18 protein-coding genes are annotated in these 18399 nt (G+C 67.4%); 10 read left to right on the forward strand and 8 right to left on the reverse strand.

Annotation, left to right across the window (positions count from 1 at the left end):
• Positions 1–35 precede the first annotated feature (35 nt).
• Positions 36–1148 carry a tRNA 2-thiouridine(34) synthase MnmA gene (gene mnmA / locus VYI76_RS05705; protein ID WP_326523792.1) on the reverse strand — a complete coding sequence of 371 codons (1113 nt, stop codon included), beginning with the start codon at positions 1146–1148 and terminating at the stop codon, positions 36–38.
• A gap of 119 nt (positions 1149–1267) precedes the next feature.
• On the opposite strand from mnmA, the gene VYI76_RS05710 reads away from it, so the two are divergent.
• From VYI76_RS05710 to VYI76_RS05720, 3 genes are all read left to right on the forward strand, one after another.
• Positions 1268–1492: a hypothetical protein gene (locus VYI76_RS05710; protein WP_326523793.1), complete on the forward strand. Its 225-nt coding sequence runs from the start codon at positions 1268–1270 to the stop codon at positions 1490–1492.
• A gap of 113 nt (positions 1493–1605) precedes the next feature.
• Positions 1606–1905, forward strand: a complete 300-nt coding sequence (gene sciP, locus VYI76_RS05715; RefSeq protein ID WP_326523794.1) for a CtrA inhibitor SciP — start codon at positions 1606–1608, stop codon at positions 1903–1905.
• 187 nt (positions 1906–2092) lie between these two features.
• Entirely contained in the window at positions 2093–2353 is a 261-nt protein-coding gene (locus VYI76_RS05720) for a GlsB/YeaQ/YmgE family stress response membrane protein (protein WP_326523901.1), read from the forward strand.
• A gap of 73 nt (positions 2354–2426) precedes the next feature.
• Here VYI76_RS05720 and VYI76_RS05725 read toward each other — a convergent pair whose 3' ends face one another.
• Together VYI76_RS05725 and VYI76_RS05730 are read right to left on the reverse strand one after the other, a co-directional pair.
• Complete coding sequence (locus tag VYI76_RS05725) at positions 2427–2651, reverse strand: DUF1272 domain-containing protein (protein ID WP_326523795.1); 225 nt, start codon at positions 2649–2651, stop codon at positions 2427–2429.
• A gap of 109 nt (positions 2652–2760) precedes the next feature.
• The gene (locus VYI76_RS05730) at positions 2761–4143 is read right to left on the reverse strand and encodes a helix-turn-helix domain-containing protein (protein ID WP_326523796.1); all 1383 of its coding nucleotides are present in this window, start codon (positions 4141–4143) and stop codon (positions 2761–2763) included.
• A gap of 197 nt (positions 4144–4340) precedes the next feature.
• Here VYI76_RS05730 and aceA point away from each other — a divergent pair, with 197 nt between their 5' ends.
• From aceA to VYI76_RS05750, 4 genes are all read left to right on the forward strand, one after another.
• Positions 4341–5624, forward strand: coding sequence for an isocitrate lyase (aceA, locus tag VYI76_RS05735; RefSeq protein ID WP_326523797.1), 1284 nt, complete (start codon positions 4341–4343; stop codon positions 5622–5624).
• A gap of 14 nt (positions 5625–5638) precedes the next feature.
• Positions 5639–5794, forward strand: a complete 156-nt coding sequence (locus VYI76_RS05740; protein ID WP_326523798.1) for a hypothetical protein — start codon at positions 5639–5641, stop codon at positions 5792–5794.
• Positions 5795–5993: 199 nt separating this feature from the next.
• Complete coding sequence (locus VYI76_RS05745; RefSeq protein WP_326523799.1) at positions 5994–7139, forward strand: acyl-CoA dehydrogenase family protein; 1146 nt, start codon at positions 5994–5996, stop codon at positions 7137–7139.
• A gap of 88 nt (positions 7140–7227) precedes the next feature.
• A complete protein-coding gene (locus VYI76_RS05750; protein WP_326523800.1) occupies positions 7228–8016 on the forward strand; it encodes an SDR family oxidoreductase in 789 nt (262 codons plus the stop codon).
• Positions 8017–8072: 56 nt separating this feature from the next.
• On the opposite strand, the gene VYI76_RS05755 is transcribed toward VYI76_RS05750, so the two are convergent.
• Both VYI76_RS05755 and VYI76_RS05760 read right to left on the reverse strand, forming a co-directional pair.
• On the reverse strand, positions 8073–8381 hold the full coding sequence (locus VYI76_RS05755) for a hypothetical protein (protein ID WP_326523801.1): 309 nt from the start codon (positions 8379–8381) through the stop codon (positions 8073–8075).
• Between the two features lie 6 nt (positions 8382–8387).
• Positions 8388–10652 carry an NADP-dependent malic enzyme gene (locus tag VYI76_RS05760; protein WP_326523802.1) on the reverse strand — a complete coding sequence of 755 codons (2265 nt, stop codon included), beginning with the start codon at positions 10650–10652 and terminating at the stop codon, positions 8388–8390.
• 195 nt (positions 10653–10847) lie between these two features.
• On the opposite strand from VYI76_RS05760, the gene mutS reads away from it, so the two are divergent.
• The 3 genes from mutS to VYI76_RS05775 all read left to right on the forward strand — a co-directional run bounded on the left by mutS (position 10848) and on the right by VYI76_RS05775 (position 15386).
• Entirely contained in the window at positions 10848–13418 is a 2571-nt protein-coding gene (gene mutS / locus VYI76_RS05765) for a DNA mismatch repair protein MutS (protein ID WP_326523902.1), read from the forward strand.
• A gap of 158 nt (positions 13419–13576) precedes the next feature.
• Entirely contained in the window at positions 13577–14197 is a 621-nt protein-coding gene (locus VYI76_RS05770) for a dihydrofolate reductase (protein WP_326523803.1), read from the forward strand.
• Between the two features lies 1 nt (position 14198).
• Positions 14199–15386 (forward strand): dipeptidase, encoded by a 1188-nt coding sequence (locus VYI76_RS05775; protein ID WP_326523804.1) that lies wholly within the window; start codon positions 14199–14201, stop codon positions 15384–15386.
• Here the strand turns inward: VYI76_RS05775 and VYI76_RS05780 are convergent.
• From VYI76_RS05780 to VYI76_RS05790, 3 genes are read right to left on the reverse strand one after another with little or no spacing between them, the layout of a single operon-like run.
• A complete protein-coding gene (locus VYI76_RS05780) occupies positions 15379–16407 on the reverse strand; it encodes a sensor histidine kinase (RefSeq protein ID WP_326523805.1) in 1029 nt (342 codons plus the stop codon). The two genes, VYI76_RS05775 and VYI76_RS05780, sit on opposite strands and share 8 nt — an antisense overlap.
• Positions 16404–16850 (reverse strand): response regulator, encoded by a 447-nt coding sequence (locus VYI76_RS05785; RefSeq protein WP_326523806.1) that lies wholly within the window; start codon positions 16848–16850, stop codon positions 16404–16406. Before VYI76_RS05785 ends, VYI76_RS05780 begins: the two co-directional genes overlap by 4 nt.
• Positions 16847–18361, reverse strand: a complete 1515-nt coding sequence (locus VYI76_RS05790; protein ID WP_326523807.1) for a sensor histidine kinase — start codon at positions 18359–18361, stop codon at positions 16847–16849. Before VYI76_RS05790 ends, VYI76_RS05785 begins: the two co-directional genes overlap by 4 nt.
• Positions 18362–18399: the final 38 nt, after the last annotated feature.

Raw genomic sequence — 18399 nt, forward strand, 5'->3', positions numbered from 1 at the left:
AGTCCTGCCCGAGACAAGCTCGGGGAGGAATTCGCTCACGCCGCCACCGCCACCCGCGCCCGTTCGGTCTGTGCGATCCAGCCGCCGCCCAGCACCCGATCACCGGCGTAGAGCACCGCCGCCTGCCCCGGCGCGACGCCATATTCGGGCGCGTCGAACACCAGCCGCTCGCCGTCCAGCAGCGCCGGCACGGGCTTCGCCAGGCTGCGCACCTTGGCGGTCAGCGGGCCCGTGAAGTCGCCGCCCAGCCAGTTGATCCGTTCCAGCCGCGCGGCGTCGACCGCCAACGCCGACTTCGGCCCCACCACCACGCGCTTCGCCGCCGCGTCGAGCCGCACGACATAGAGCGGGTCGTGCCCGCCGCCGATGTCGAGTCCCCGCCGCTGCCCGACGGTATAGTGGATCAGGCCCCGGTGCGCGCCCAGCACGCGCCCGGCCTCGTCGACGATATCGCCCGCGGTGTCTGCCTCCGGCCGCACCTTGCGCACCACGTCGGCATAGCTGCCCTGGGGGACGAAGCAGATGTCCTGGCTGTCGGGCTTGGCCGCCACGCCCAGCCCCAGTTCGGCGGCGATCTCCCGCACCCGCGCCTTGGGCAGGTCGCCCAGCGGAAAGCGCAGATAGTCGAGCTGTGCCTGCGTGGTCGCGAACAGGAAATAGCTCTGGTCGCGCGCCGGATCGTGCGCGCGGTGCAGCGCCGCGCCGCCCGCGCCCGCCACCCTGCGGACATAGTGGCCGGTCGCCAGCGCGTCGGCGCCCAGATCGCGCGCCAGCGCGAACAGATCGGTGAACTTTGGCCCCATGTTGCACTTCACGCAGGGAATCGGCGTGCGTCCGGCGAGATACTCGTCGGCGAAATCCTCGATCACCTGCTCGCGAAAGCTGGAGGCGTGGTCGAACACATAATGCGCGATGCCGAGTTGGTCGCACACCGCGCGCGCGTCGCGGATGTCGCGACCGGCGCAGCATGCACCCGCGCGGCCCACCGCCTCGCCGTGATCGTAGAGCTGGAGCGTGACCCCGATCGTCTCGGCGCCGCTCGCATGGGCCAGCGCGGCGACCACCGACGAATCGACTCCGCCTGACATGGCGACGACGATTCGCCGCGCGGAAAGCGGCTCGGGCAGGTCGAACGAAACCGGAAACATCGCGCGTGGCCTTAGCGCGGACGCGGCGCCCGCGCAAAAAATGCCGCCGCCTTTACCCCGCCTTCAGCAGTGGTGCGGCAAAGCGGCGGTCCCGCCAACAGCCAGGCTGTGCCCGACCCTTGGACCTGAGTTTCGCCCGTTTCCCGTCCGGCCGCATAACCGCGCTCCCCGTCGAGCTGGCGATCGTGCTGGTCGGCGTGGCGAGTCGCCAGGCGGCCAGCCCGACCGCGCGGGTGCAGGCGGCGATCGATCGCATCGCCTGCACCGGCCGCCGGCTGGCCCCGGCGGACGGGTGTTTCGACGGCGCCACGGCGTCGGCGCTAACCCGATGGAAAGCGGAATGAATGCCGCGTTTACTTAGCCGTTTGAGAGGATGTTCAAGGTCGGCGGCTAATGGTCGTTACACAGTCAATGAGTATGGGAAGACGCCCCCACGTTTTCCGGTTTTGAGGTACGAATGATCGAGAACCAGAAAATCCGGCCCGCCAAGGTCATCGGTCCGCTCGGCGAACCGCTGACGCTCGACACGCTGCCGCCCGCCGACACGACCCGCTGGGTGGTGCGGCGCAAGGCGGAGGTCGTCGCGGCGGTCAACGGCGGTCTGCTCTCGGTCGATGAGGTGTGCGACCGCTACAGTCTGACGGCGGAGGAATTTGCCGGGTGGCAGCGCGCGATCGACCGTTCGGGCATGCCGGGGCTGCGCGTCACCCGTATCCAGCACTACAAGTCGCTCTACGAGCGCCAGCAGAAATACTGATCGACCGTTCGGTGCCAATCTCTCCCCTGGTGCCAACCGCAGGAACGGCCCGTCGCTCACCCGAGCGGCGGGCCGTTTCGTATCTGTGGGTCAAAACGGCGGCGGAACAAAACCCGCCGTTCGCACGTCCTGCCGCTACACGGTCCGAGGAAAGGGGCCGCGCGTAACAACGGAGGGACTGAACGTGATCGATTTCATCATATGGATTGTGATCGGCGGCGTCATCGGCTGGCTTGCCAGCATCGTCATGCGCACCGATGCGCAACAGGGCATCTTCCTGAACATCGTCGTTGGCATCGTGGGTTCTTTTATCGGCGGCCTCATTCTGCGCAGCATGGGCAAGATCAATGACGGCGATTTCTCGCTGTCGGCGCTGATCGCTGCCTTTGTAGGCGCGATCGTTCTGCTGGGAATCGTCAACCTGGTCCGTCGCGGCAGCGTCCGCTGACGCCAGCGCCCGGGGCAGGGCGATACGGGAAAAAGGCTCTCCCGCCCGCGCGGGGGAGCCTTTTGCTTTTTTCTCAGTCCCGGAAGCGGCGCTCGGCGGATGCGGGATGGCGTTTCAGCGCGTCACCCGTCCGCGCCGGCCGGTCGAGCAGTTCGCCCCCGCAGTTCGGGCACCGCTCGTCGAGCGCATCGGCGCAGTCCGCACAGAAGCTGCACTCGAACGAACAGATGAACGCTCCCGCCTGATCGGCGGGAAGGTCCGCGCCGCACCGCTCGCAATCGGGCCGCATTTCCAGCATGTCGCGGCGTGTAGCGCGGCCGGGCAGGGCGGGGAAGGCACGAGCCGTAAGAACGCTCGTCCACGCCGTCCCGCCCGCGAGGCTGAAATGGCCTGAATGTCGATCCTTCCTAGTCCCCCACGAAGCCGAACGGCGATACCCCCGCCTCGCGTTCGTTGACCACCATCGCACGCCCCGCCGGCGGCGCGGATCGTTGCGGGCAATCGGGCCGCGTGCATGCGCGACAGCCCAGACCGATCGGTACCGCTTCGCCGCGCAGGTCCAGCCCGCGCGCCGCCGCCAGCACGCCGGCCGCCTCCGCCGCCAGCCCCAGCGTGACCGCGAATCGCGCGCGCACCGCGCCGCTCCACCCGCCCGCCGGCCCGACGCAGCGCGACGAGGTGAACCAGCGGCTGCCGTCCTCCAGCGCGACCAGTTGCACGATCCGTTCGTCGGGGCGCTGGAACACCGCGAACGTATCGAGCAGGGGGCACAGCCCGGCCCCTTCGGTCAGCGGCGATCCGCTGGCGCCGGCGAATCGCTTCGATACCTGCCCGGCGCGATCGGTGCGCAGCATGAAGAAGGGCAGGCCGCGCGCGCCGACCCGGCTCAAGGTGGTCAGCCGGTGCGCGACCTGTTCGGCCGACGCGCCGAATCGCCGCCGGATCAGTTCCAGATCGTATCCGGTCGCCTCGCACGCGCGCAGGAACCGGGCGTAGGGCATCATCACCGCGGCGGCGAAATAACCGGTCAGGTGGCGGCGATAGAGGCGTTCGGCGGTGCGATCGGGAAAGGCCGCGCCCTTCACCAGCGCATCGATCTCGCCGCGCGCCTCGACACTGCCGAGCTGGCGGGCGAGCGCGAAGACGCGACTCGGCGGGTCGAGCGTCTCCGACAGCTGCAGCTGCCGCGCGTGCAGGTCGACGCGCACCCGCACGTCGGGCAGCACCTCGATCGGCAGAACCCGGATCGACAGCTGGTGCGTGACGCGCAGCCGCTCGGCCATGCTGCCGAACAGGTCGCCGGCCTGCTGGCGCAACTCGTCGGCCAGTCCCTCCGCCGCCGTATCCAGGTCGGCGAAATGGTTGCGCCACCGCTCGATCTCGCGGCGGACGGCGGTGGTCGCATCGTCGCCGTCGGGCGCCGCCGGGCCCGATCCGCCGCGGTCATAGGCGCGGGCGAACGCCTCCGCCCCGCCCGGCGCGCCGGCCAGCCATTCCTCCAGCTCGCTGCGGTCGATCGCGATGTCGGCGAACAGCGGGTCGGCCAGCCGGCGGCGCATCGCCTCCGCGCCGCCGCCCGGTTCGGCCGCCGCCAGCGCGCGCGGATCGAAATCATAGACTTCGGCCATACGCAGCAACAGCGCGGCGGTGATCGGCCGCTGGTTGCGTTCGATCAGGTTGAGATAGCTTGGGCTGACCTCCAGCGCCTCGGCCATTGCCGCCTGGGTAACCGCTATCTGGCGCCGCAGCCGGCGCACCGCATGCCCGGCGAACAGCTTGCGCTCGGCCATTTTCCTACATGCTCCGTTTCTGATATGTTCTCCCCCATCGCCCGATGGGGAGATGTAAATAATTTACAGCACGACATTCGCTTTACCGCCGATTGACGACATCACAACCCCGTCGCGCCCTTTGCGAAGCTTGATGGCAACCACCAACTTTCTCAACTTACGCCCAAGCCAACCCGCGAATTGTAAAGGACGCGACAATGACGACGACGTTTGAAGATCTGGTCCCCGCCCCCAAGGGCCGCTTCGACGGCATCGTCCGCCCCTATGCGCCGGCCGATGTCGAGCGGCTGCGCGGCTCGGTGCCGATCGAGCACAGCTTGGCCCGGCGCGGCGCGCTGAAGCTCTGGGAACTGCTCAATAACGAGCCGTACATCAACTCGCTCGGCGCGATGAGCGGCAACCAGGCGATGCAGCAGGTCCGCGCGGGGCTGAAGGCGATCTACCTGTCGGGCTGGCAGGTCGCCGCCGACGCCAACACCGCCGGCACCATGTACCCGGATCAGTCGCTCTACCCGGCCAACGCCGGCCCGGAACTGGCGCGCAAGATCAACAACGCGCTGCTCCGCGCCGATCAGATCGAACATTCCGAAGGCGGCGCGACCCGCGACTGGATGGCGCCGATCGTGGCCGATGCGGAAGCCGGCTTCGGCGGCCCGCTCAACTGCTTCGAGATCATGAAGGCCTATATCGCCGCCGGCGCCGCGGGCGTGCATTATGAAGACCAATTGGCGGCGGAAAAGAAGTGCGGCCACCTGGGCGGCAAGGTGCTGATCCCGACGCAGGCGCATATTCGCAACCTCGACGCGGCGCGTCTGGCAGCGGACGTCAGCGGTGTGCCGACGATCATCTGCGCCCGCACCGACGCCGAGTCGGCGAAACTCATCACGTCGGACATCGACGAGCGCGACCATGAATTCCTGACCGGCGAGCGCACGCCCGAAGGCTTCTTCCGCCTGAAGGACGGCACCGGCGTCGATCACTGCATCAAGCGCGGCCTGGCCTTCGCCGAGCATGCCGACCTGCTGTGGTGGGAAACGTCGAAGCCCAACATGGACGACGCCCGCCGCTTCGCCGAGGCGATCAAGAAGGAGTTCCCGAACAAGATGCTGGCGTACAATTGTTCGCCCAGCTTCAACTGGGAAAAGAACCTCGACAAGGACGATATCGCCCGCTTCCAGCGCGAGATCGGGGCGATGGGCTACAAGTTCCAGTTCGTCACGCTCGCCGGCTTCCACCAGCTCAACTACGGCATGTTCGAACTGGCGCGTGGCTACCGGGATCGCGGCATGGCGGCCTATTCGGAGTTGCAGCAGGCCGAGTTCGCCGCGGAGGTCAACGGCTATACCGCGACCAAGCACCAGCGCGAGGTCGGCACCGGATATTTCGATCTGGTCGCCACCACCCTCGCCGGAGGCTCGAGTTCCACCACGGCCTATTCGGAAAGCACCGAGGCCGATCAGTTCACCAAGCAAGCCGCATAGAAAGGAGAATACCGATGACCAACGAACCTACGAGAAGCCGCGCGGTGTTCTCGACCGAGGATTTCGGCCTGATGAAGGAAGCGATCGGCGACTACGTCCGCCGCATCGCCGACGAACCCCGCTCGGCCAAGTTCAGCAACCTCTACCACCGCCTCGGCCGGCTCGGCTGAGGCGCGGGAGCCGGCGCGTCCCCCTTTCGCGCCGGCTTCCTCATCCTTGCCGGTTCCTGGGGAGGAAAGGTGCCCGTCCGGACGTCTGCGTCCGGGCGGGCATTTTCCGCAATCGAAGATGCGGTATGCACAGCGACGCTTGCCGTAGAGGGGCGAGCACGATAGGCGGTCGTCGTTGTAGAAAGGAGCGGATGCCGCAATGGCCCTCGACGCCGAGACCTTCGACGCGCTGCTCGACCACATCCGCCGCTTCGTCGCCGAACGGCTCCGCCCGCTCGAAGCACAGGTCGAGGCCGAGGACGCCATCCCGCAGGACGTGATCGACGAGATGAAGGCGATGGGCCTGTTCGGCCTGTCGATCGCCGAGGACCATGGCGGGCTCGGCCTGACCATGTCGGAGGAAGCGCGGGTCGCGATCGAACTGGGGCGCACCACGCCCGCGTTCCGCTCGGCGTTCGGCACCAACGTCGGTATCGGCTCGCAGGGTCTGGTGATGGCGGGCACGCCGGACCAGAAAGCGGAATGGCTGCCACGCATCGCCAGCGGCGAGGTGGTCACCAGCTTCGCGCTGACGGAACCCGACGTGGGATCGGATAGCGGTGCGGTGAAGGCCCGGGCGGTGCGGGACGGCGACGTCTACCGCCTGTCGGGCACCAAGCGTTTCATCACCAACGCCGACAAGGCCGACCTGTTCACCGTGATGGCGCGCACCGGCGACGATCCCGGTGCGCGCGGCGTCTCCGCCTTCCTCGTGCCCCGCGACCTGCCGGGCGTCTCGATCGGGCACCCTGAGAAGAAGATGGGCCAGAAGGGTGCGAAGGTCGCCGACGTGATCTTCGACGACGTCGCCGTGCCCGCTGCCAACCGACTGGGCGCAGAGGGCGAGGGGTTCCGCATCGCGATGCGCGTACTCGATCGCGGGCGGCTGCACATCTCGGCGGTGTGCGTCGGCGTCGCCGAGCGGCTGATCGCCGATTGCGTCGCCTATGCGACCGAGCGGAAGCAGTTCGGAAAAGCCATCGCCGAGCATCAGCTGATCCAGGCCATGATCGCCGATTCGAAGACCGAGGCGCTGGTCGCCCGCGCGATGGTGCTCGAAACCGCCGCCGCCAAGGATGCGGGCAAGGATGTGGTGATGGAATCGGCGGCGGCCAAATATTTCGCGTCGGAAATGGTCGGCCGCGTCGCCGACCGCGCGGTGCAGATCTTCGGCGGCGCGGGCTATATCGCCGACTATGGCATCGAACGCCTCTACCGCGACGTCCGGCTGTTTCGCATCTACGAAGGCACCAGCCAGATCCAGCAGATCATCATCGCCCGCGAGACACTGAAGCGCGGGGGGTGATTCCCGATCCGTCGCCCCTGCGGAAGCAGGGGCCTCTGGCCGCACCATGCCCCCGTTTCCGCAGGGGCGACGACTATGGAGATTTGACATGGACACCTCCGCCCTCTTCCGCCTCGACGGTCGCGTCGCCCTTGTCACCGGCGGGTCGCGCGGCATCGGCAAGATGATCGCCGCGGGTTTCATCGCACAGGGGGCGAAGGTCTATATCTCGTCGCGCAAGGCCGACGCCTGTTTCGCGGCCGCGGAAGAGCTGGGGCCGAACTGCATCGCGCTGCCGCAGGACGTGTCGACTGTCGCCGGCTGCAAGGCGCTGGCCGCGCAGTTCGCCGAGCATGAGGACCGGCTAGACATCCTCGTCAACAATGCGGGCGCCGCCTGGAGCGCCCCCCTCGACGAGTTCCCGGAAAGCGGCTGGGACAAGGTGATGGACCTGAACGTCAAGTCGCCGTTTTTCCTGACGCAGGCGCTGCACGGAGCGCTCAAGGCGGCAGGATCACGCGCCCGCCCGGCCAAGGTCATCAACATCACCTCGATCGACGGCCAGCGGTTGAACCCGTGGGAGACGTATAGCTACCATGCGTCCAAATCGGCGCTGATCTACCTCACCAAGCGGATGGCGGCGCGGCTGATCCGCGACGCGATCAACGTCACCTCGATCGCGCCGGGTGCCTTCGCCAGCGAGATGAACAAGGCCGCGCGCGACCATGGCGGCGAAGTGGCGCGCGCGATCCCCGCACAGCGTATCGGCGTGGACGAGGACATGGCGGGCGCCGCCATCTACCTCGCCAGCCGTGCGGGCGACTATGTGGTGGGCGAGACGATCACCGTCGACGGCGGCCTGGTCCACGCTGCGCTGGGTGCTAGCATAGACGGCTGACCGTCACTGCGCGCTGCCGCCAGCACCGCCGGCCGGATCCGTTCCGGTGCCGTGGCTCAGCGGGCCCACAAACTCATGGCGCCGGCCAGCAGGACGAAAGGCAGGAAACCGGCGGCGCCGATCAGGATGGACAGGGACCGCAGGACCGCTCCATCCCGCGAGCGGATGCCCCACAGCAAGAGGAACGCCGCCGGCGCCAGATTCGCGAGAAGATGGAGCCCCCCGGAGGCGAACAAGATGCGATTGGACGCCAGGCCGATCAGCGCCAGCGCAACCGCAACGCCTCTCCACCACCAGCCATCGGACGATATGACCGCGCGGACGATCAGCAGCAGGCATGCCAGTGACAGGAGCCAGGGCGTCATTTCAGTTTACCGCGCGACGCCGCCTGCCGCGAGTACCGCCAGCGTCACCAGTTCGCTGGCAGTCGAGGTCATCGGGGCGATCTGGACGGGCTTTTCCATCCCGATCAGCATCGGTCCGATCATCGTGTCACCGCCCAGCTCGCGCAGCAGCTTGGCCGAGATATTGGCCGACTGCAGCCCCGGCATGACGAGCACGTTGGCCGGGCCGGAGAGGCGCGCGAACGGGTAGTTGGCGAGCTGGCGCGGGTTGAGTGCGACGTCGGGCGACATCTCCCCTTCATATTCGAACTGCACATTGCGCTCGTCGAGCACGCGCACCGCGCCGCGCAGATTCTCCAGCCAGTTGCCTTCGGGATTGCCGAAGTTCGAATAGCTGAGGAACGCGACGCGTGGCTCATGCCCCATGCGCCGGGCGACCGCCGCGGTCTGTTCGGCGATGTCGGCGAGTTCCTCCGCCGAAGGACGCTCGTTGATCGTCGTGTCGGCCATGAACACCGTGTGGCTCTGGCCGACGAGGATGTGGATGCCGAAGGGCACGCGCGCGCCGGCGGGATCGATCACCCGGCGCACTTCGCGCATCGCGTGCGCATAGGTGCGGGTGATGCCGGTAATCATCGCGTCGGCTTCGCCGAGCTGGAGCAGGGTCGCGCCGAAGGTGTTACGATCCTGGTTGATCATCCGCTCGACGTCGCGGCGCAGATAGCCACGGCGCTGCAGCCGCTTATAGAGGAAGTCGACCATCTGCGGCACTAGCTTCGAAGTGCGGCTGTTGTGCACCTCGTAGCTTTCGGGATCGGTGACGCCCAGCGCGCGCAGGCGATCAAGGACGTCGTCGCGCCCGACCAGCACCGGCGTGCCATAGCCCCCTTCCCTGAAGGCGATGGCCGCGCGCAGCACGACTTCCTCCTCGCCTTCGGCGAACAGCACCCGCTTGGGATGGGCGCGCGCGCCCTCATAGGCAAGCGTCAGCACCGCCGTTGTCGGATTGAGCCGCGCGCGCAGCGACTGGCGATACGCGTCCATGTCCGCGATCGGCTTGGTCGCGACGCCCGAATCCATCGCGGCCTGGGCGACGGCGGCCGACACCATCTCCATCAGTCGCGGATCGAACGGAGCGGGAATGATATATTCGGGACCGAACACGTGGCGGACGCCATAGGCGGCGGCGACTTCCTCGGGCACCCGCTCGCGAGCCAGTTCGGCGATCGCTTTGGCCGCGGCGATCTTCATCGCGTCGTTGATGCCGGTTGCCCGCACGTCGAGCGCGCCGCGGAAGATGAAGGGGAAGCCGAGCACGTTGTTGACCTGGTTCGGATAGTCCGACCGGCCCGTCGCGACGATTGCGTCGGGACGCGCGGCCTTCGCCAGCTCCGGGCGGATCTCCGGTTCGGGGTTCGCCATCGCGAAGATGATCGGGGCCGGCGCCATGTCGGTCACCATTTCCGGCTTCAGCGCGCCGGCCGCCGACAGGCCGAGGAACACGTCGGCACCGACCAGCGCCTCGGTCAGGCTGCGCCGGTCGGTGGCGACGGCGTGCGCCGACTGCCACTGGTTCACGTCGTCGCGGTCGCGGTGGATCACGCCCTTGCGATCACAGATCAGGACATTGTCCGGGCGCACGCCCATCGCCTTGATGAGTTCGGTGCAGGCGATCGCCGCCGCGCCGGCGCCGTTCACCACCAGCTTCACCTCATCCAGCCTGCGCCCCGTCAGCAGGCAGGCGTTGATGAGTCCGGCGGCGGTGATGATCGCGGTGCCGTGCTGGTCGTCGTGGAAGACCGGAATGTTCATGCGCTCGCGCAGCGTCTGCTCGATGATGAAGCATTCGGGGGCCTTGATGTCCTCCAGGTTGATGCCGCCGAACGTCGGCTCCATCAGCTCGACCGCGTCGATGATCCGGTCGACGTCCTCGGTCTTCAGTTCGATGTCGATCGCATCGACATCGGCAAAGCGTTTGAAGAGGACAGCCTTGCCTTCCATCACCGGCTTGGAGGCGAGCGCGCCAAGGTTTCCCATGCCGAGGATCGCCGTGCCGTTGGAGATGACGGCGACCAGATTACCCTTGGCGGTATAATCATAGGCGGTGGCGGGATCGTCCGCGATCGCCTGCACCGGCACCGCGACGCCGGGGGAATAGGCCAGCGCCAGGTCGCGCTGCGTCGCCATCGGTTTGGACGCGACGATCTCGATCTTGCCGGGACGGCCTTCGGAGTGGAAGCGCAGCGCTTCGCGGTCGGAGAACTGGACGTTGGACTGCGCTTCTTCGGACATTCGCTTCCTCTCCTCGCCTGCGTCCCTCCTTAGGGGGTGTCGCGCGTTTAGGGAACCATGGGTTCCGCGAGGGAAACCACCCTGCCGTTATGGATCGCGCCGCGGACTGTGCATGAATCCACACAAAGCATGACGCTTCACCCGCCGCCCGCGCTCGGCTAGGCCGCTGGCTCCATGGCTACCGCCCCGACCCCGATGATGGCGCAGTATCTGGCGCTCAAGGCGGATGCCGCCGATTGCCTGCTGTTCTACCGGATGGGCGATTTCTTCGAGCTGTTCTTCGACGATGCGAAGGTGGCGAGCGGGGTGCTCGACATCGCGTTGACCGCGCGTGGCGAACACGAAGGCGCGCCGATCCCGATGTGCGGCGTGCCCGTGCATGCCGCGACCGCCTATCTCCAGCGGCTCATCAAGGCCGGGCACCGCGTCGCCATCGCCGAACAGACCGAGACGCCGGAGGCCGCCAAGAAGGCGCGCGGCAGCAAGGCGCTGGTCGGCCGCGCGATCGTCCGCGTGGTGACGGCGGGGACGCTGACCGAGGAGGCGCTGCTCGATTCGCGCAGTTCGAACTGGTGCGCCGCCGTCGGCGAGTCGGGCGGCGGCGGCGTCGCGGTGGCGGCAGCGGATATCTCGACCGGCGATTTCGTGGTGATCGAGACGAGTCGCGTCGCTTTGAGCGCCGAACTCGCCCGACTGGGGGCGGCCGAGGTCGTTGCTGCCGATGGGGCTGACGTCGACGCCACCTCGTGGCGCCCGCGCGGCGATTTCGACAGCGCGCGGGGGGAAGAACGGCTGAAGCGGCTGCACGGCGTCGCGACCCTCGACGGCTTCGGCGCGATCAGCCGCGCGGGGCTGGCGGCGGCGGGCGGGCTGGTCGCCTATCTCGACCATACTGCGAAGGGCGCGCTGCCGTTCCTGCGACCGCCGCGCGTGCTGCGGTCCGACGGTACGATGGCGATCGACGCGGCGACGCGCGAGAGCCTGGAGATCACGGTGTCGCAGGCGGGAAGCCGCGCGGGTTCACTGCTCGACGCGATCGACCGCACGGTAACGGGGGCCGGCGCGCGGCTGCTGGGACAGGATCTTGCGGCGCCGTTGATGGACCGCGCGGCCATCGAGGCGCGGCTGGCGACGGTGGCGCATTTCCATGACGATGGCGGGCTGCGGGAGAGCGTCCGCGCGGCCTTGCGCGCGCTGCCTGATATCGGCCGCGCGCTGGGGCGGCTGGCGGCGGGGCGCGGCAGCCCGCGCGATCTCGGCCAGTTGCGCGACGGGCTGGATGGCGCGTGGCGGCTCGGCGAGCGGCTTGGCAAGATCGCCGCCGCCCCGCCGCTGCTGGCCGCGCTCGCGCCGCGACTGCGCGGGCATGGCGAGCTGATCGACCTGCTCCAGCGCGCGCTGGTGCCGATGCCGCCGATCGACGCCGCGCAGGGCGGCTATATCGCCACGGGCCATGACGCGGCGCTGGACGACCTGCGCGATGCGGGCGCCGGCGGTCGCCGCGCAATTGCCGCGCTGGAGGCGCAGTATCGCGGCGGCACCGGCATCACGGCGCTGAAGATCCGTCACAACGGCGTGCTCGGCTATCATATCGAGGTGCCGGCGAGGGTCGCGGACCCGCTGATGGCCGCCGACAGCGGTTTCACCCACCGCCAGACGCTGGCGGGTGTCGTGCGGTTCAATGCCCCCGAACTGCACGAGGTGGCGGTGAAGGTCGGCCAGGCCGGTGCCCATGCGCTCGCGGCCGAGGCGGCGCACCTGGAGGATCTGACCGCGACCGCGCTCGCCCGCCGCGAGGCGATCGCCGATACCGCCGACGCGCTCGCGCGGATCGACGTCGCGGCCGGTTTCGCGGAGCGTGCGGCCGAGGGCGGCTGGGCGCGGCCGGTACTGGTCGACCACGCCTGTTTCGAGGTGACCGGCGGGCGGCATCCGGTGGTCGAGGCGGCGGTCGCGAAATCGGGCGGGCGGTTCGTGGCCAATGATTGCGCGCTGTCGGAAAGCTCGCGGCTGTGGCTCGTCACCGGCCCCAACATGGGCGGCAAATCCACCTTTCTGCGCCAGAATGCGCTCATCGCGGTGCTGGCGCAGGCGGGCAGTTTCGTGCCCGCGACATCTACGACACTGGGGCTGATCGATCGGTTGTTCAGCCGCGTCGGCGCGTCGGACAATCTGGCGCGCGGGCGATCGACCTTCATGGTCGAGATGGTCGAGACGGCGGCAATCCTCGCCCAGGCGACCCCCCGTAGCTTCGTGATCCTCGACGAGGTGGGGCGTGGCACCTCGACCTACGACGGCCTCGCCATCGCCTGGGCGGTGGTCGAGGCGATCCACGAGGACAACCGCTGCCGCTGCCTGTTCGCGACACATTACCACGAGCTGACGCGGCTGGCGGAGCGCTGCGACGCGCTGACCCTCCATCACGTGCGCGCGCGCGAATGGAAGGGCGATCTGGTGCTGCTGCACGAGGTCGCGGAAGGGCCGGCGGATCGCAGCTACGGCCTGGCGGTTGCGCGGCTGGCGGGGCTGCCGCCCGTCACCATCAAGCGCGCCAAGGCGGTGCTCGACAAGCTGGAGGCGGGCCGCGCGAAGACTGGCGGTCTGGCCGCGGGGCTCGACGATCTGCCGCTGTTCGCCGCGGCGATGGAGGCCGAGGAGGAGGCGGTCGACAACCTGCGCGCCGAACTCGCGGCGCTCGACATCGACGCACTCTCGCCGCGCGATGCGCTGGAGGCGCTCTACCGGCTCAAAGGGCTGGCCGAATGACCTCATAACTAACAATAATCGCTAGCTCGACCTGCCTTATCCACATGCTATCCCGCCGCATCGCACAGAGATATTCGCAACGATTTTTTGTCACAGGGATTCCCAAGCTCGGCCTCATATGCGAGTCGGCCGTCAGGGGTGTGTGCGTTATGCGGCGATTGACTTCCATCGTAGCTGTGGCTCGAGAAGGAGCTATCGGGGCGGGCAATCGTCTGCCTTGGCGCGTGAAAAGCGATATGACGTTTTTCCGCAGCACTACATCCGGGAACGTCGTAATCATGGGGCGGCGCACGCGAGATTCTTTAGGAGGATGTCTACCAAACCGCGAGAATATTGTGGTGACACACGGCTTTGCCCTTTTTCCGGAGACTGCGACCTGCCGCTCCAGTGGGAGCATCCCAGAAGCGCTAGCACTTGCCGACAAATTAGCACGCTCACGTAAAGACATTTATGTTATTGGTGGCGCTATGATGTACGGGCAATTTGCGCCGTATGTTGATCGTTATCTCGTAACCTATATTGATAAGTCCGTTCCGGACGCCGATACTTTTTTCAACCCAATTGATGTTAACAATAACGAATTGTGGATTAGGAAAGTTCTTCACGAGGGAGTTGCAAATAGTGCCGGTGATGAAGCCGATTATAAAATTGTTGAGTATGTAGCTCGAGATAGTTCTCGTATTAAGGATCTTAGAGCGCGTACGATAGAAACCTTTAGAGAGCCTTCGCGTCGCCGTTTGGAACATTCTACGTTGTCAGGAATATCGCTGGTAGCATAGGTTGCGCGGTCGATACTTTGCAGTCGTAACGGCATTAGCGCTCCTCGCCGCCGCGCTGTTCTTCACCCTCGCGCCCGGCATGGTCGAGCGGTCGATGAACAAGGTCGTCGAGGCTCCGCTGCCCGCCGTATCGCCGCGCGCGCAGGCGCTGCACGCACGGCTCCGCATCGCAGACATGCACGCCGACACCCTGCTGTGGTCGCGCGACCTGTTGAAGCGTGCAGATCGCGGGCAGGTCGATCTGCCGCGCCTGCAGGATGGCAATGTCGCGCTCCAGATCTTCTCGTCGGTGACGAAGACGCCCAAGGGGCAGAATTATGACGGGAACGACGGCGACAGCGACAATATCACGCTGCTGACGATCGCGCAGATGCAGCCGCCGCGCACCTGGACGTCGCTGCTCCAGCGGTCGCTCTGGCATGCCGAGAAGCTTCGCCGCGCCGCCGCGGCATCGGACGGCGGGATGCGCGTGATCGCCACCCCGGCCGATCTCGACGCGTTGCTGGCCGCCCGCGCAAAGGGCGCGCGCACGGTCGGCGCGATGCTGTCGATCGAGGGATTGCAGGATATCGAGGGCGACATCGCCAATCTCGACCGGCTGCACGCGGCGGGATTTCGCATGGCGGGCCTCGCGCATTTCTTCGACAACGACGTGTCGGGATCGATGCACGGGCGCGAGAAGGGCGGCCTGACTCCGCTGGGGCGGCAGGTGCTGGCGCGGATGGAAGCGCTGGGGATGGTGATCGACATCGCCCATGCCAGCCCTGCGGCGGTCGACGAGATACTCGCGCGCGCGACCCGGCCGGTGGTGTCGAGCCACGGCGGCGTCCAGGCGACGTGCAAGGTGAACCGCAACCTTTCCGACGCGCAGATCCGCGGCGTCGCGCGGACCGGCGGCGTCGTCGGAATCGGTTACTGGGACGGCGCGATCTGTTCGACCGATCCCAAGGCGATCGCCGCCGCGATCGACCATGTCCGCCGCCTTGTCGGGATCGGCCATGTCGGGCTGGGATCGGACTTCGACGGGGCGGTGACGACCGGGTTCGACACCGCGCGGCTCGCGGTGCTGACGCAGGCGCTGATCGATCGCGGCTTCACCGACGCGGAGATCGCCAGGGTGATGGGCGGCAATGTCCTGCGCGTGCTGCGCGCCGGGATTGTGCCGCGCGCCGCCGCCCCGCTCAGTTGAGCGGGGCGACCAGCGACGCGCGCAGGCCGGGGTCGCGCGGCTCGTATGTGACCGCCGACTGCAGGCTCTGCGCCATCGTGCGGACCAGCTTGGTGCCGAGCCCGGTGCCCTTCGGCGCACCGTCGGTCATGCCCACGCCGTCGTCCTCGACCGCCAGCTCGAACGTCTCGCCGTCCCGCTTCCTCAGCAGCACGCGGATCTCGCCGCCGCCCATATCCTCATAGGCGTATTTGCAGGCGTTGCTGACGAGCTCGTTGACGATCACGCCGATTGACACCGCGCGATCTGTCGGCACGCGCAGTTTGTCGGCGAGCAGCGTGATGTTGAACGTATTCGACCAGCTTTGGGCCAGTTCGCCGACCAGCGCCGCCAGATATTCGCTCAGCTCGACACCCTCGACATCGTTCGATGTGTAGAGCCGGCGGTGGACCGATCCGATCGCGGCGATGCGACGCTGGGTATCCTCCAGCGCGGCCCTGGCCTGCGCGTCCTCTATCGCGCTCGATTGCAGGCGGACGAAGGCCGAGACGAGTTGCAGCGAATTGGCGACGCGGTGGTTGACCTCGCGCAGCAGCGCCTCGAGCCGGCTGTGGCTCGCGCGCAATTCCCATTCGGCGGCGTCCTTGCCGCGCGACAGTTCGACGCGGGCGAGTTCGTTCTCGATCGCCCTGGCGAGCAGGTCGAGGAAATCCTCGCCGACCGACTTCACCACATAATCGACCGCCCCCGCGCGCAGCGCGGCGATCGCGACGCGCCCTTCCTCGGACCCCGTGACGTAGATCACCGGCGGCGCGGTCGGCAGCGCGCGCAACCGCTTCAGCGTCTCCAGCCCGTCGAGGCCGGGCATGTAATGATCGACTGTCACCAGATCGAAACGGCGCGACGCGGCGAGCGCGATACCGTCCTCGCCGGTTGCCGCCAGCGTGACGTCGAACCCGCGGCGCTTCAGTCCGCGCTCGGCAAGCCGGCGCAGGCCCTCGTCGTCATCAATGTACAGGATCGCGGGGATGCGCGCGCTCACTGGACCTCCGGATCGGGCACTTGGATCACCGACAGGAACAGGCCCAGCTGGCGGATCGCCTGCGCGAAATTCTCGTAGTTCACCGGTTTGGTGATGTAGACGTTGCAGCCGAGATCGTAGCAACGCTGGATTTCCACCTTGTCGTCGGTGGTGGTCAGCACGACGACGGGGGTGCGCTTGATCGCCGATCCTTCGGCCTTCACCCTGGCCAGGATATCGGTGCCGCTCATGTCGGGCAGGTTGAGGTCGAGCAGGATCAGCGCCGGTCCGTTCAGCGCGGGCCCCTCGGCATGGTTGAACATATAGTCCAGCGCGCTCGTCCCGTCGGTGAAATGCTTGATGTCGTTCAGGATCCCGGCGCGGCGGATATTCTTCTCGATCAGCCGGGCATGGCCTTCGTCGTCCTCGATCATCACGATGGTGACGGATTGGTGGGCGTTCATGCGGGCGTCCCCTGGGTTTCTGTGAGCTGGAGCGGCAGGTTGATACGGAAGGTCGCGCCCTCGCCGAGCATGGAGGCGACATCGATGGTCCCGCCCAGGCGGTAGGTCAAGGCGCGGACATGGGCGAGGCCGATGCCCTCGCCGGGCTGGTCCTGGGTGCCGGATCGGCGGAACAGGTCGAATACGCGGGCGTGATCGGTGGCGGCGATGCCGCGCCCGTTGTCGGCGATGTCGAACCGGGCACGCGCGCCGTCCACGCGGCCGCTCACGACGATCCTGACGGCGCGGTCGGGATGGCGATATTTGACCGCGTTCTCGATCACGTTGGCGAACACCTGTTCGATCGCCAGCCGGTCACTGACGATGCCGGGCAGCGCGCCGCGGACCACGATCTCGCCGCCCTGTTCGTCGAGCCGGTGCTGGAGCGTCTCGCGGATGCCGTCCACCAGAGCCGTCATGTCGATCGGCTCGGGCGTGATGATCCGGCGGCCCTCGCGCGACAGCTTGAGGATCGCGTTGATGAGCCGGTCCATCTTCTGCGTCGAGGTACGGATGAAGCTGATCGCTTCGGGCAGGTCTTCCCGCGCGGCGAGTCGGGCCTCCTCGCTGACGATGGCGGGCGCTTCGGCCTCGGCCCGCTCGACGAGTTCGCCGAGTGTGCGGGTGCCGGCTTCCAGCTCGGCGGTGAAGCCCATCACATTGACCAGCGGCGATCGCAGGTCGTGGCTGACGATATAGGCGAAGCGCTGGATTTCCTCGTTGGCGAGGGCGAGGTCGGCGGTGCGTTCGGCGACCTGTTCCTCCAGCGTGTCGTTCATCCGGGTGAGCGCCGCCCGCGATGCCGCGATGTCGCGGGTGAAGCGGAACACGGTCACGAACGAGACGGCGGCGACGACGACGACCAGCAGGCCGGCGACGCCCAGCATGAACAGGAAGTCGTTCATGCTGTCGCGCTGGTCGGCGCTGCGTTCATAGAGCAGCGTGGATTCGTTTGCCTCCATCGCCCTCAGCCGGGCGCGGATCGCTCGCATGCCGATCACCGTGGTGCCGGAATCGAACATCCGCCGCGCGAAGGCCGCATCGCCGTTACGGACAAGTTCGACCGAACGGTCCCGTTCCGCCTGCACCCGCGTCATCAACCGGCGGATGCGTGCGACCGCATCGACCTGCACGGGATTGTCGAGGGTCAGCGACTCGATCGCGTCGAGTTCGTCGGCAAGCCGCCCGGCATTGGTGCGATAGGTCTCCGCAAACAGCGGCTGGCCGGTGAGCAAATAGCCGCGACGCGCGGTTTCCGACTGTTCGAGCGAAACCTGGAACGTCGAGAGTGCGTCGCGGACCTGATAGGTATGATCGACCATCGCGCTGTAGCGCAGATTGCGCTCGCTGTTCGACCACGCGGCCCATGCCACGATCAGCAATGCGATGAAGCCCAGCGCCATCGCGCCGAGCAGCAGCCGGCGCAGCGCGCGATCGTCGTCGCGGATGACGGTCGATACACCCCAGGCCACGACTTCCCATTAGGGGAAGATTACGATATTGCAATGAT

The organism is Sphingomonas sp. (genome assembly GCF_035910975.1).
Classification (GTDB): domain Bacteria; phylum Pseudomonadota; class Alphaproteobacteria; order Sphingomonadales; family Sphingomonadaceae; genus Sphingomonas.

Bases quoted from the DNA above. Each gene is read 5' to 3' on its own strand.
- VYI76_RS05745 (WP_326523799.1), top strand. From the start codon at position 5,994: ATGGCCCTCGACGCCGAGACCTTCGACGCGCTGCTCGACCACATCCGC.
- mutS (WP_326523902.1), top strand. From the start codon at position 10,848: ATGATGGCGCAGTATCTGGCGCTCAAGGCGGATGCCGCCGATTGCCTG.
- VYI76_RS05785 (WP_326523806.1), bottom strand. From the start codon at position 16,850: ATGAACGCCCACCAATCCGTCACCATCGTGATGATCGAGGACGACGAA.
- VYI76_RS05750 (WP_326523800.1), top strand. From the start codon at position 7,228: ATGGACACCTCCGCCCTCTTCCGCCTCGACGGTCGCGTCGCCCTTGTC.
- aceA (WP_326523797.1), top strand. From the start codon at position 4,341: ATGACGACGACGTTTGAAGATCTGGTCCCCGCCCCCAAGGGCCGCTTC.
- VYI76_RS05730 (WP_326523796.1), bottom strand. From the start codon at position 4,143: ATGGCCGAGCGCAAGCTGTTCGCCGGGCATGCGGTGCGCCGGCTGCGG.
- VYI76_RS05755 (WP_326523801.1), bottom strand. From the start codon at position 8,381: ATGACGCCCTGGCTCCTGTCACTGGCATGCCTGCTGCTGATCGTCCGC.
- sciP (WP_326523794.1), top strand. From the start codon at position 1,606: ATGATCGAGAACCAGAAAATCCGGCCCGCCAAGGTCATCGGTCCGCTC.
- VYI76_RS05740 (WP_326523798.1), top strand. From the start codon at position 5,639: ATGACCAACGAACCTACGAGAAGCCGCGCGGTGTTCTCGACCGAGGAT.
- mnmA (WP_326523792.1), bottom strand. From the start codon at position 1,148: ATGTTTCCGGTTTCGTTCGACCTGCCCGAGCCGCTTTCCGCGCGGCGA.
- VYI76_RS05725 (WP_326523795.1), bottom strand. From the start codon at position 2,651: ATGCTGGAAATGCGGCCCGATTGCGAGCGGTGCGGCGCGGACCTTCCC.
- VYI76_RS05760 (WP_326523802.1), bottom strand. From the start codon at position 10,652: ATGTCCGAAGAAGCGCAGTCCAACGTCCAGTTCTCCGACCGCGAAGCG.